Here is an 11680-nt window from a genome sequence, read left to right as displayed (position 1 = left end):
TACAACGAGACGACCAGTTCGCAGACACCTACAGAACCTGGCTCAAAGCCGCTTGACACCAATAGGAGCATCAAAAATTCGCTGCGACGTCAGGACGCGGGCGAGGTCTCCACTTCGGCGTCGGGTCCGCGATCGACGCCGGACTTGACCCGGATCCGGGTGCGGTCGGACCGGAAATAGTCGTAAGAGAATTCGACCGGAACATCGTTGCGGTCATATGCGGTTCGCGTCACCAGAAGCAGTGGGTCGCCGATCGCCACGCCCAGCAGCCCGGCGGACGACTCGCTGGCCGGCACCGCCTCGATGTGCTCGTCCGCCGAACGCAGCGGGGTGTCGAACTCGTCGGCCATCAGTGCATACATCGAGCCGGTCAGATCGGCGGACAGCAGTCCGGGAAACCGGGCGGCAGGAAGGTAGGTCTCCTCAATCAACACCGGTGTGTTGTTGGCCGAGCGCATCCGGACGATCTTGTGCACCTGGGCGCCCCGCTTGAGTCGCAGGGCCTGGCGCACCACGGCGGTCGCCGGGCGGGTCACCGCGCCGATCACCCGTGCGCCTGCGGCCATATCCAGCCTGCGCAATTGCTCGGTGAACCCGGGCAGGCCGATGTGGTCGAACTCCAGCCGCGGCGTCTCGACGAAGTTGCCCCCGAAGCGTCCCCGGCTGCGTCGGATCAGTCCCTTGGCTTCGATGGCAGCCAGTGCCTGGCGCAGCGTCATCCGGCTCACGCCGAGAGCGCCGGCGATCTCGACCTCGGCAGGCAACTTGTCGCCGGGCGCCAGCGCGCCGGACACGATCAGTTTCTCCAGCCAGGTGGCGATCCGGGCGTGGGCCGGCTGCTCGGACGGCCCGCTCAGGTCGGGACGTCCGGCCAGGACGGCGTCGTCCATCGACAGCACCCGCATTGGGCCGACTCTACCGCTCGTACCGGCACGAAATGACAGGTCAGCGCCCTATGCGGGCTCCCGTGTCGGTTTCTGGGACAATTGGCGACGGTGAGGAGACCATGCACACGACTTCGTTGACCCCGTCGACGCACACCCAGGTTTGGCGCCCCGGCGCCGAGGCGATCGTCGATCTGGGGGCGATCGCCCACAATGTGCGCGTTCTGCGCGAGCATGCGGGCTCCGCCCAGGTGATGGCCGTCGTCAAAGCCGACGCCTATGGCCACGGTGCTGTTGCGGCCGGCCGTGCGGCGGTGGACGCTGGTGCCGCCGAGCTCGGAGTGGCCACGATCGACGAGGCGCTGACGCTGCGCCAGGGTGGCATTACGGCGCCGGTTCTGGCGTGGCTGCACCCGCCGGGCACCGACTTCGCCCCGGCGCTGACCGCCGACGTCGGAGTCGCGGTGTCGTCAATGCATCAGGTGGATGCGGTGCTCGACGCCGTGGAACGCACCGGGCGCACGGCAGAGGTCACCGTCAAGGTCGACACCGGACTGAACCGCAACGGGGTCAGCGCCGCCGACTATCCCGCGCTGCTGGCCGAACTTCAGCGCGCTGCGGCCGCCGACGCGATCCGGCTGCGGGGCATCATGTCCCATCTCGCCAACGGCGATGTCCCCGACGACCCGCTCAACGACCTTCAGGCACAGCGCTTTACCGAGATGATCGCCGAAGCGCGTTCGCGTGGAATCGAATTCGATGTGGCCCACTTATCCAACTCGCCGTCCGCGATGACCCGACCGGACCTGGGTTTCGACATGGTCCGGCCCGGGATCGCGGTGTACGGTCTGAGCCCCATCCCGGAGCGCGGCGACATGGGCCTGCGCCCGGCGATGACGCTTCGATGCACTGTTGCAATGGTCAAGCCGGTCAAAGCCGGCGACGGTGTGTCGTACGGCCACACCTGGATCGCGGAGCGGGACACGAATCTGGCGTTGCTGCCCATCGGTTACGCCGACGGGCTGTATCGCACACTCGGCGGCCGCATCGACATCCTGATCAACGGTCGGCTGCGCCGCAGCGTCGGGCGGGTCTGCATGGACCAGTTCGTCGTCGATCTCGGTCCCGGCGATCCCGGAGCCGTCGCCGGGGACGAGGCGATCCTGTTCGGACCGGGCACATCCGGTGAACAGACCGCCCAGGACTGGGCCGACCTGCTCGGCACCATCCACTACGAGGTGGTCACCAGCCCGCGCGGACGCGTGGTGCGCACGTACCGGGAGTCCGGCGTCGATGGGCAGTGACGAGGAGAAGAGTCCCAAGCCGCGCAGCATCGATCAGCGGCTGGCCCGGCGCGCCGAGAAGAGTGCCGAGCGGCTGGCGCGCAAGGCAGACCGTCCGGGGTTCGGTGTCGGCAAGCGCGCCGGTCTGCTGGCCGGCGTAGCCGGCCTTGGCGCCGTCGGCACGGTCGCCGGCGTTTCGGCAGCCCGTTCGTTCGGGCAGCGGTCCGTTGTCGAAGACGTTTATCAGCGCGAGGATTTCGGGCTGCTCGACGCCGACCGCGGTTGTGTGGTGACCACTCCGGACGGCATCCCGCTGGTGGTGCGCGAGGTCGGACCCACCGCCGCCCCCTTGACCGTGGTGTTCGCGCACGGATTCTGCTTGCAGATGGGATCGTTCCATTTCCAGCGCGCCGCACTGGCGTCCCGGTGGGGCGATCAGGTCCGGATGGTGTTCTACGACCAGCGCGGCCACGGCCAGTCCAGCGCGGCGCCGGTCGACACCTACACGGTGGATCAACTCGGCAAGGACCTGGAAACCATTCTCCAGGTGATGGTTCCGCGCGGCCCGGTGGTACTCGTCGGGCACTCGATGGGCGGCATGACCGTGCTGTCGCACGCCCGCCAGTTTCCCAAGCACTACGGCAGCCGCATCGTCGGTGCGGCGCTGATCTCGTCGGCCGCCGAGGGGCTGTCCCGCTCACCGCTTGGCGAGATTCTGCAGAACCCAGCGCTGGAGGCGGTGCGCTTCGCCGCCCGGTATGCGCCCAAACTGGTCCACCGCACCCGCGGTGCGGCGCGTTCGATGCTGCGCCCCATCCTGCGGTCCGCCTCGTACGGCGACGAGCATATGAGCCCGAGCGTTGTCGCATTCTCCGAGAAGATGATTCACGACACACCGATCGCGACTCTGGTGGAATTCCTGCACGCCCTGGAAGTCCACGACGAGACCGCCGCGCTGCCCGTGCTGGCCCGAATCCCGACGTTGATCGCCTGCGGAGACCACGACGTACTCACGCCGATGGTGCATTCCGAGGAAATGGCAGCGGTGCTGCCCAACAGTGAACTGCTGATCGTGGCCGGTGCCGGACACCTCGTGCAGCTTGAGCAGCCAGAGCTGATCAACGACGCGCTGGTGGCCCTGGTCGAGCGTGCGACCCCGTCGAAGCTGGTGGCGTTCGCCCGACGACTCAAGGACCGGAACCGTGGATAGCACCAAGGTGCAGGACGGCACCCGTGAGTTGCCTACCGTCGAGGACACCATCGCCCTCGGCGAACAGTTCGGCCGGCAGCTGCGGGCCGGGGACGTCGTGGTCCTGTCGGGGCCGCTGGGTGCGGGAAAGACCGCTTTCACCAAGGGAATTGCGCTGGGCATGGATGTGGAGGGCCCGGTGACCTCGCCGACATTCGTACTGGCCCGCGTGCATCGGGCACGTCGGCCGGGAACCCCTGAACTCGTGCATGTCGATGTCTATCGGCTCCTCGAACACACCGGTGCCGATCTGCTGGCCGAACTCGATTCGTTGGATCTCGACGCCGACCTCGACGACGCCGTCGTGGTGGTCGAATGGGGTGAGGGTCTGGCCGAACGACTCTCGGAGAATCATCTCGACGTCAGGCTCGAGCGCAGCGCCGAGAACGACATGCGCACCGCGACATGGCGGTGGAACCACCGATGATTCGCACCATCCTCGTCATCGACACCGCGACGCCGGCCGTCACCGCGGCGGTGGTGGTGCGCGACGGCTCCGGGAGCGCCACAGTGGCCGCGGAGCGGATCACCCTCGACGCGCGCGCCCACGCCGAGACGCTGACCCCGAACGTGGTCGCGGCGGTGTCGGACGCCGGACTGGTCATGTCCGATCTCGACGCCGTCGTGGTGGGTTGCGGCCCAGGCCCTTTCACCGGTCTGCGGGTCGGGATGGCGACCGCCGCCGCCTACGGGCATGCGCTGGATCGCCCGGTGTTCGGGGTGTGCAGCCTCGACGGCATCGGCACACAGACTGCCGGCGCGGTCCTGGTGGTCACCGATGCCCGCCGCCGGGAGGTGTACTGGGCCCAGTATCGCGACGGGGTCCGCATCGACGGTCCCGACGTCGCCGCGGCCGCTGATGTGCCGGTCGGTGACGCCGAACGTGTGGCCGGGTCGCCGGATCACGCCGAGCTCTTCGGGCTGCCGGTAATCGGGCCCGCGTACCCGACTGCAACGGGATTGGTTGCTGCCGTTGCAGATTGGGATGGCGTGCCGGAGGCGTTGATCCCGCTGTATCTGCGTCGCCCCGACGCGAAGACGCTCGCCGAACGCGGGGTTGCGCGATGAACGTCCAGTACGGCCCGCTGCAGAAGGCCGACGCCGCACGCTGTGCCGAGTTGGAGAACCTGCTCTTCGACGGTGACGATCCGTGGCCGGATTTCGCGTTCGTTCGTGAACTGGCCGCGCCGCACAACCGGTACGTCGCGGCCCGAGTGGACGACAAGCTGGTCGGATACGCCGGCATCTCCCGGCTGGGCCGGATTCCGCCGTTCGAGTACGAAATCCACACCGTCGGAGTCGATCCCGCCTACCAGGGTCAAGGGATCGGCCGTCAGATGATGGTAGAGCTACTCAGCGAGGTCGGCCCGGAATCGACGGTGTTCCTGGAGGTGCGCACCGACAACGAGCCGGCGATCGCGCTGTACACCAGCCTCGGCTTCACAAAGGTCGGAGTGCGCAAGCGCTACTACCGGGTCAGCGGTGCCGACGCCTACACCATGCGACGGGATCCGCATCATGACTAACCCCGAGTCGCTTCGCTCCTGCCCGCCGATGAAAATCTTGGCGATCGAAAGCTCCTGTGACGAAACAGGAGTCGGCATCGCCCGGCTCGACGACGACGGCACCGTCACGCTGCTGGCGGACGAGGTGGCCTCCAGTGTCGACGAGCACGCCCGGTTCGGCGGAGTCGTCCCCGAGATCGCGTCCCGGGCCCACCTCGAAGCACTCGGGCCCACCATGCGCCGGGCCATGCAGACCGCCGGCATCGACAAGCCCGACGTCGTCGCGGCCACCATCGGGCCCGGGCTGGCCGGTGCGCTGTTGGTCGGGGTGGCCGCCGCGAAGGCCTACGCCGCCGCGTGGGGTGTGCCGTTCTACGCCGTGAACCACCTCGGCGGCCATCTCGCCGCCGACGTCTACGACCACGGCCCGCTGCCGGAATGCGTTGGGCTGCTGGTATCCGGTGGGCACACCCATCTCCTGCACGTGCGCTCGCTCGGTGAGCCGATCGTCGAGCTGGGCAGCACCGTCGACGATGCGGCGGGGGAGGCCTACGACAAGGTTGCTCGGCTGCTCGGTCTGGGCTATCCGGGCGGGCGCCCGCTGGACGAGCTGGCGCGCACCGGGGATCGCACCGCCATCGTCTTCCCGCGCGGCATGACCGGTCCCCGTGACGAGCCGTTCGCGTTCTCGTTCTCCGGGCTCAAGACCGCCGTCGCCCGCTACGTCGAAAACAATCCCGGCGCGCCGACCGCCGACGTCGCCGCCGGATTCCAGGAAGCCGTCGCCGATGTGCTCACCGCCAAGGCGGTACGCGCCGCTACCCAGCTCGGCGTGTCGACACTGCTGATCGCCGGCGGAGTAGCAGCCAACTCGCGGCTACGCGAGCTGGCCGAAGAACGTTGTGCGGAAGCCGGTTTGACGCTTCGGGTGCCCCGACCGCGGTTGTGCACCGACAATGGGGCGATGATCGCCTCGTTTGCCGCCCACCTGATCGCCGCCGGTGCGGCGCCGTCGCCGCTGGATGCGCGCAGCGACCCCGGTCTGCCGGTGCTGAACGGCCAGGTGGCGTGAGCCGAGCCGGCCGCTGATGCACTACGACATTCGGCTGCGGCCGGGACAACCCGCCGCCCCGGAACCCGACGCGTTCACGATCCACCGCGCCGAGGTGCCGCCGAGTCCAGGCCGCGACGGGCTGTCGCTGGCCTACGTTCGTGAAGGTATCGGTGGTTATCCGCTGCTTCTCCTCCACGGCTACCCCGAGACCAAACGCATCTGGTGGCGCAACATCGCCGCGCTCGCCTCGGCCGGCTACGAGGTGATCGCGCCGGATCTGCGCGGGCACGGTGACTCCGACATCTCGCAAGACGACGTGTACGACATCGCGGCCTACAGCAGAGACGTCTACCTGCTGGTGCATGACGTCCTGGGTCACGAACGCTGCGGGGTGGTCGGCGGCGACGTCGGTGGGGTGGTCGCGGTTGATCTGCTGCACCGCTATCCCGGCTTCGTCGACAAGCTGGTGTTCTTCGACACCGTGCCGCCGTTGGTGTTCGACGACTATGTCGCGGCGGGCCTGGATCCGATGAGCATCCTGAGTGACGGCCCCACCGGCGACTACCGCCGGCGTCAGGGCGCCACCCCGGACGAACTGGCCGCCGAACTCGACACGGTGGACAAGCGCCGGCGCTACATCGGTGAGATGTACGGCCACCGGCTGTGGGCCTCGCCGGGCACGTTCAGCACGCACGACGTCGACTTCATGACCGAGCCGTTCAGCAGCGAGGATCGGCTGCGGGCCGGGTGGGCCGTCTACCAGCTGGCGCATGGCCGCGCGGTCAGCGAGCCGCCGATCATGGATCGCAAGGTCGACGTGCCGACGCTCATCCTCTACGGCATGGACGACCACGTCGTCGGCCCGGAGTTCGTGCACTTCTGCGAAGTCGCGTTCACCGACCGCACCGGACCCGTCGTGTTGCCGGGCGCCGGCCACTTCCTGCAGTGGGAGCGTGCCGATCTGTTCAACGCCCTGGTCATCGCATTTTTTGGCGACTTACGCGTCCGTCACGAGCTGGCTGACCGACCTGCGGCGTCCGCTCTGGGCGAATAGGCAGCATGCCACCCTTGAGTGCTAGCACTCGCATGTATAGAGTGCTAGGTGGCTTACGGACAACACCCCTGCGTCGGCACCCGCGACGACGACGCGAGGACACGGACGTATGCCGAACACCTCGTAATTCCGACTGGTCCGGGCGCACTCGCCCCGGCAACAAGTTAACTAAGTGGAGGACTCCATCGTGGCCGTGAACATCAAGCCACTCGAGGACAAGATCCTCGTACAGGCCAATGAGGCCGAGACGACCACCGCGTCGGGTCTGGTCATCCCGGACACCGCCAAGGAGAAGCCGCAAGAAGGCACTGTCGTTGCCGTCGGCCCCGGCCGCTGGGACGAGGACGGCGAGAAGCGGATTCCGCTGGACGTCGCCGAGGGCGACACTGTCATCTACAGCAAGTACGGCGGCACCGAGATCAAGTACAACGGCGAGGAGTACCTGATCCTGTCGGCCCGCGACGTACTGGCGGTCGTCAACAAGTAGCAACCGTGAACCGCCCCGGAGATCCCCGCGTCATGCGGGTGGTGTCCGGGGCGGAACGCGCTTAAGCGAAATCAGGACTGACATATGAGCAAGCAGATTGAGTTCAACGAGACTGCGCGCCGGGCCATGGAGGTCGGCGTGGACAAGCTCGCCGACGCCGTCAAGGTGACCCTGGGTCCGCGCGGTCGCCACGTCGTGCTCGCCAAGTCGTTCGGCGGCCCGACGGTCACCAACGACGGCGTGACCATCGCGCGGGAGATCGAGCTGGAAGATCCGTTCCAGAATCTCGGCGCGCAGCTGGTGAAGTCGGTGGCCACCAAGACCAACGACGTCGCCGGTGACGGCACCACCACGGCCACCGTGCTGGCGCAGGCCATCATCAAGAACGGCCTGCGCAACGTGGCGGCGGGTGCCAATCCGATGGCGCTGGGCTCGGGTATCGGCCGCGCGGCCGACGCCGTGTCCGAGGCGCTGCTGGCCGCGGCCAAGCCGGTGTCGGACAAGGTCTCCATCGGCCAGGTCGCCACCGTGTCCTCGCGCGACGAGGAAGTCGGGGAACTGGTCGGCGAGGCCATGACCAAGGTCGGCGCCGACGGTGTCGTCAGCGTCGAGGAGTCCTCGACGATGAACACCGAGCTGGAGATCACCGACGGTGTCGGCTTCGACAAGGGCTTCATCTCGGCCTATTTCGTCACCGATTTCGATTCGCAGGAAGCCGTTCTCGAGGACGCGCTGGTGCTTCTGCACCGCGACAAGATCAGCTCGCTGCCCGACCTGCTGCCGCTGCTGGAGAAGGTCGCGCAAGCCGGCAAGCCGCTGCTGATCGTCGCCGAGGACGTCGAGGGAGAGGCGTTGTCGACGTTGGTCGTCAACGCGATTCGCAAGACGCTCAAGGCCGTTGCGGTCAAGGCGCCGTTCTTCGGTGATCGCCGCAAGGCCTTCCTCGAGGACTTGGCGATCGTGACCGGTGGTCAGGTGGTGAACCCGGACGTCGGCCTGCTGTTGCGTGAGGCTGGCCTCGAGGTGCTCGGCTCCGCGCGCCGCGTGGTGGTCAGCAAGGACGACACCGTGATCGTCGACGGTGGCGGTTCCGCCGACGCGATCGCCGGCCGCGTCAAGCAGCTCAAGAGCGAGATCGAGGCGAGCGATTCCGACTGGGACCGCGAGAAGCTGCAGGAACGGCTGGCGAAGCTGGCCGGCGGCGTCGCGGTGATCAAGGTCGGTGCGGCTACCGAGACCGCGCTCAAGGAGCGCAAGCACCGGGTCGAGGATGCCGTGTCGGCGGCCAAGGCCGCGGTCGAGGAGGGCATCGTCGCCGGTGGTGGCAGTGCTCTGGTTCAGGCCAACAAGGCGCTCGATGCGCTGCGCGCCGAGGTGTCCGGGGACGAGGCGCTGGGCGTCGAGGTGTTCGCCTCGTCGCTGTCGGCTCCGCTGTTCTGGATCGCCACCAACGCCGGTCTCGACGGGGCCGTCGTGGTCAGCAAGGTCAGTGAACTGCCCGTCGGGCACGGCTTCAACGCGGCGACGCTGACCTATGGCGACCTGATCGCCGACGGTGTGATCGACCCGGTGAAGGTGACCCGCTCCGCGGTGCTCAATGCCGCGTCGGTGGCCCGCATGGTGCTCACCACCGAGACCGCGATTGTGGACAAGCCGGTCGAGGTCGACGAGCACGCCGGCCACGGTCATGGCCACGGGCACGCGCACTAATAGTTCGTAGGTACGAAACACCCCCGGTCCTGTTGGGCCGGGGGTGTTTTCGTTGTTTTGGCGGTCTGGCCGGATATGCCCCGCTCGGCACTGCGATAAGGTGCATACTCAGCAATAGCTGACGTCGACGTCGCCCGAATGACCGCTAGCGGCGTGCTTGGCTGCTTACGCCGATAATCCAAGGGGATGACGCATGAGCATGGCGTACCTGGCCCAACCGAACCAGCAGCAACAGCTGGAATGGCTCGATGGCGGCACACTGGCAATCCTGCTTGACGGCAAGGCCACTAATGGTCAGTTAATGGTTGGACGGTTCGACGTCAGCGAAGGTGAGGCACCCCCGTATCACCAGCACACGCGTGAGGACGAGGTATTCATGCTCATCAAGGGGACCGCGTTGCTCTGGTGTGACGACCAGGAGATGGAGCTCGCCGAGGGCGGAATCGTCTTCCTGCCCAAGAATATTCCACACGCGTACCGCATCACCTCCAAGAAGGCGGACCTGCTCATGATCAACACTCCCGCCGGAATCGAAGGTATGTTCCGCTACGCCGGTCGGGATAGGGCTACTCCGCGACCGGATGGTTTCGAAATATCACCCGCGCGGATGGCAGAGGGGGCCGACAAGTTCGGGCAGATCATTCTGGGCCCCCCGCGCTGATCGTGCTCCTACCTCCGACTCTTCGGGCAATACCGGGGCTGCAATTCGGCACCACCGAGAAGCATGCCGGCCACGGTCATCACGGGCGCGCGCACTAAGTAGTTCGCCTGGCAAGCGGGACACCACAAACGTCGCTGCTCGACGCCACGAGAGTGATCGGTCTCTATTCGACGGACAGCGGAATTGTTGAGATCGGTAGCGGCACCGAGCCCGTGCACTGATCGTGCGCTTCGCCGCAGATCTCAGTCGAAGGAGGAACGATGTGCCGAACGGTTCTGCCCTGGGCTTTGATGTTCGTTACTGCGGCCGCCATCGCGGGTGCCGCGCCGGCCAATGCTGATCCGTTGGACCCGATCCCGGGTGAGGGCTTCTTCCTCGTCGGTCCTGACATTGCACCTGGCGTCTACAACACCAGCGGGTCGGCGTCGTCCTGGGCGATCTACATCAACGACGTACCGACACAGGACTCGATGTGCGTGTGGTTCACCTACAGCACGCCGGACACCAACAAGGATCATGTCGTCGCGACGAATATGTCCATCGGTCCGATGAACGTGGCGATCAATACGACGGTGAAGGCCTTCGAGTCACACAACTGCGAGCCATGGACTCGGGTGACCTAGACCGCGAGCGAGGTCGCGATGTCGACTTCGGAGGTCAGCGTCTGATGCACCGGACAACGTTCGGCGATCATCAGTAGTCGTTCGCGCTGGGTGTCGTCGAGATCGCCGACCAAGGTGATGGTCCGATCGATGTGGCTGACCCAGCCCTTCGTGGTTTCGCATTTGGCGCAGTCCTCGGCGTGAATTCGCTTGTGCCGCAGGGATACCTCCACCCGATCGAGCGGCCAGCCCTTCTTGTTGGCGTACATCCGCACCGTCATCGACGTGCATGCCCCCAGGCCCGCCAACAACAAGTCGTAGGGCGTCGGTCCGGCATCGTCGCCGATCGGCAGCGGTTCGTCTGCGAACAGCTGATGCTCACCGGCGGTGATCTTCTGTGTGTAGGTGCCGGTGCCCGTTTCCGTCACCGTCACGGTGCCCTCGGATGAGGCCGCGTCGTCATTGGTGTTGTTCAGTGCCGTCATGCTTGCAATCGAACACCATCACCGCACGGGCGGTGCCGGGCAGACTCAACTGATCGAATTGCCCGGCGGTGTCGGCTGAATAGACACCAGGCGGAATGCGCCCGGCTGGGCGTCGTCAGGGGTGAAGCGGACCAGCAGCATGTTCGGCGGGAACTGCGTAGCAAGGTCATTCAGCGTCCTGGGCATGAACACTCGCGTCTTCGCGTTGGCGTACCAATTGGGATCGAACTGGTCGACGCTGAGCTGGCTGACGCTGTCGATGGTTTCGTCCCATTGTTGGACGGGCTTCGGTGCTGCATCGCCGAAGCCTGTCGACTTCAGATACGCATCACCTTGTCCGGCAAGCGTTATCGCCGCACCGCCACCGACCGGCGCGCCGGTGATGGTGCCGTTGACCACATCTGCGGTAACGGACGTCAGCCGCGCGGTGCACACGTTGTCGACGACGCCGGCCGGTACGCAGAATTCGGGCAACGGGTCAGCGTGCGCCGGAATGCCGGTCGTGGTCAGGGCGGCGAGAGCCACGCCGACGCCGGCGACGGCACGGTGGCAATTGGTCAGCATGGGCGCTCCTTTACGCGGCTGAACAGTATGTCGGCGGATGGCGAGCAACAGTTACGGCACGGCGGCCGCGGCGTGCTCTCGGCGGTCCGAACCGACCGCTGGTCGCTACCGCCGACCAGTAGGCCCGCAGAGGCGAACTTCG

The 11680-nt window shown here is 66.7% G+C and carries 14 protein-coding genes; 11 read left to right on the top strand and 3 right to left on the bottom strand.

Features of this window, described 5'->3' with window-relative positions:
* Window positions 1-89: 89 nt before the first annotated feature.
* Window positions 90-905, bottom strand: a complete 816-nt coding sequence (locus tag BST42_RS25525) for a GntR family transcriptional regulator (protein WP_083122395.1) — start codon at window positions 903-905, stop codon at window positions 90-92.
* A gap of 101 nt (window positions 906-1006) precedes the next feature.
* On the opposite strand from BST42_RS25525, the gene alr reads away from it, so the two are divergent.
* From alr to BST42_RS25470, 11 genes are all read left to right on the top strand, one after another.
* The gene (alr, locus tag BST42_RS25520) at window positions 1007-2188 is read left to right on the top strand and encodes an alanine racemase (protein WP_110918775.1); all 1182 of its coding nucleotides are present in this window, start codon (window positions 1007-1009) and stop codon (window positions 2186-2188) included.
* Window positions 2178-3377, top strand: coding sequence for an alpha/beta fold hydrolase (locus BST42_RS25515; protein WP_083122388.1), 1200 nt, complete (start codon window positions 2178-2180; stop codon window positions 3375-3377). Before alr ends, BST42_RS25515 begins: the two co-directional genes overlap by 11 nt.
* Window positions 3370-3843: a tRNA (adenosine(37)-N6)-threonylcarbamoyltransferase complex ATPase subunit type 1 TsaE gene (gene tsaE, locus BST42_RS25510; protein ID WP_083122384.1), complete on the top strand. Its 474-nt coding sequence runs from the start codon at window positions 3370-3372 to the stop codon at window positions 3841-3843. The genes BST42_RS25515 and tsaE overlap by 8 nt, the downstream gene beginning before the upstream one ends.
* Window positions 3840-4484, top strand: coding sequence for a tRNA (adenosine(37)-N6)-threonylcarbamoyltransferase complex dimerization subunit type 1 TsaB (gene tsaB / locus BST42_RS25505; protein WP_083122430.1), 645 nt, complete (start codon window positions 3840-3842; stop codon window positions 4482-4484). Before tsaE ends, tsaB begins: the two co-directional genes overlap by 4 nt.
* On the top strand, window positions 4481-4942 hold the full coding sequence (gene rimI / locus BST42_RS25500; RefSeq protein ID WP_083122381.1) for a ribosomal protein S18-alanine N-acetyltransferase: 462 nt from the start codon (window positions 4481-4483) through the stop codon (window positions 4940-4942). The genes tsaB and rimI overlap by 4 nt, the downstream gene beginning before the upstream one ends.
* Window positions 4943-4970: 28 nt before the next feature.
* Window positions 4971-5993: a tRNA (adenosine(37)-N6)-threonylcarbamoyltransferase complex transferase subunit TsaD gene (gene tsaD, locus BST42_RS25495; RefSeq protein WP_083122377.1), complete on the top strand. Its 1023-nt coding sequence runs from the start codon at window positions 4971-4973 to the stop codon at window positions 5991-5993.
* 16 nt (window positions 5994-6009) lie between these two features.
* Window positions 6010-7029, top strand: coding sequence for an alpha/beta fold hydrolase (locus tag BST42_RS25490; RefSeq protein ID WP_083122373.1), 1020 nt, complete (start codon window positions 6010-6012; stop codon window positions 7027-7029).
* 184 nt (window positions 7030-7213) lie between these two features.
* Window positions 7214-7516: a co-chaperone GroES gene (groES, locus tag BST42_RS25485; RefSeq protein ID WP_036346100.1), complete on the top strand. Its 303-nt coding sequence runs from the start codon at window positions 7214-7216 to the stop codon at window positions 7514-7516.
* Window positions 7517-7600: 84 nt separating this feature from the next.
* Window positions 7601-9226, top strand: a complete 1626-nt coding sequence (gene groL, locus BST42_RS25480) for a chaperonin GroEL (RefSeq protein WP_083122369.1) — start codon at window positions 7601-7603, stop codon at window positions 9224-9226.
* Between the two features lie 193 nt (window positions 9227-9419).
* Window positions 9420-9887, top strand: a complete 468-nt coding sequence (locus tag BST42_RS25475; RefSeq protein ID WP_083122366.1) for a cupin domain-containing protein — start codon at window positions 9420-9422, stop codon at window positions 9885-9887.
* 260 nt (window positions 9888-10147) lie between these two features.
* The gene (locus BST42_RS25470) at window positions 10148-10510 is read left to right on the top strand and encodes an Rv1352/Rv1906c domain-containing protein (protein ID WP_083122363.1); all 363 of its coding nucleotides are present in this window, start codon (window positions 10148-10150) and stop codon (window positions 10508-10510) included.
* Here BST42_RS25470 and BST42_RS25465 read toward each other — a convergent pair.
* Window positions 10507-10974: an OsmC family protein gene (locus BST42_RS25465; protein ID WP_083122360.1), complete on the bottom strand. Its 468-nt coding sequence runs from the start codon at window positions 10972-10974 to the stop codon at window positions 10507-10509. The two genes, BST42_RS25470 and BST42_RS25465, sit on opposite strands and share 4 nt — an antisense overlap.
* A gap of 45 nt (window positions 10975-11019) precedes the next feature.
* Complete coding sequence (locus tag BST42_RS25460) at window positions 11020-11538, bottom strand: hypothetical protein (protein ID WP_083122356.1); 519 nt, start codon at window positions 11536-11538, stop codon at window positions 11020-11022.
* Window positions 11539-11680: the final 142 nt, after the last annotated feature.

The organism is Mycolicibacterium rhodesiae, assembly GCF_002086695.1.
GTDB classification, from domain to species: Bacteria; Actinomycetota; Actinomycetes; order Mycobacteriales; family Mycobacteriaceae; genus Mycobacterium; species Mycobacterium rhodesiae.
The sequence above is the reverse complement of the archived record's forward strand: the minus strand, read 5'-3'. Positions and strand labels throughout refer to the sequence as shown.

Bases quoted from the DNA above. Each gene is read 5' to 3' on its own strand.
- tsaB (WP_083122430.1), top strand. From the start codon at position 3,840: ATGATTCGCACCATCCTCGTCATCGACACCGCGACGCCGGCCGTCACC.
- BST42_RS25465 (WP_083122360.1), bottom strand. From the start codon at position 10,974: ATGACGGCACTGAACAACACCAATGACGACGCGGCCTCATCCGAGGGC.
- BST42_RS25460 (WP_083122356.1), bottom strand. From the start codon at position 11,538: ATGCTGACCAATTGCCACCGTGCCGTCGCCGGCGTCGGCGTGGCTCTC.
- BST42_RS25515 (WP_083122388.1), top strand. From the start codon at position 2,178: ATGGGCAGTGACGAGGAGAAGAGTCCCAAGCCGCGCAGCATCGATCAG.
- BST42_RS25470 (WP_083122363.1), top strand. From the start codon at position 10,148: ATGTGCCGAACGGTTCTGCCCTGGGCTTTGATGTTCGTTACTGCGGCC.
- BST42_RS25475 (WP_083122366.1), top strand. From the start codon at position 9,420: ATGAGCATGGCGTACCTGGCCCAACCGAACCAGCAGCAACAGCTGGAA.
- BST42_RS25525 (WP_083122395.1), bottom strand. From the start codon at position 905: ATGCGGGTGCTGTCGATGGACGACGCCGTCCTGGCCGGACGTCCCGAC.
- tsaD (WP_083122377.1), top strand. From the start codon at position 4,971: ATGAAAATCTTGGCGATCGAAAGCTCCTGTGACGAAACAGGAGTCGGC.
- groL (WP_083122369.1), top strand. From the start codon at position 7,601: ATGAGCAAGCAGATTGAGTTCAACGAGACTGCGCGCCGGGCCATGGAG.
- alr (WP_110918775.1), top strand. From the start codon at position 1,007: ATGCACACGACTTCGTTGACCCCGTCGACGCACACCCAGGTTTGGCGC.
- BST42_RS25490 (WP_083122373.1), top strand. From the start codon at position 6,010: ATGCACTACGACATTCGGCTGCGGCCGGGACAACCCGCCGCCCCGGAA.
- rimI (WP_083122381.1), top strand. From the start codon at position 4,481: ATGAACGTCCAGTACGGCCCGCTGCAGAAGGCCGACGCCGCACGCTGT.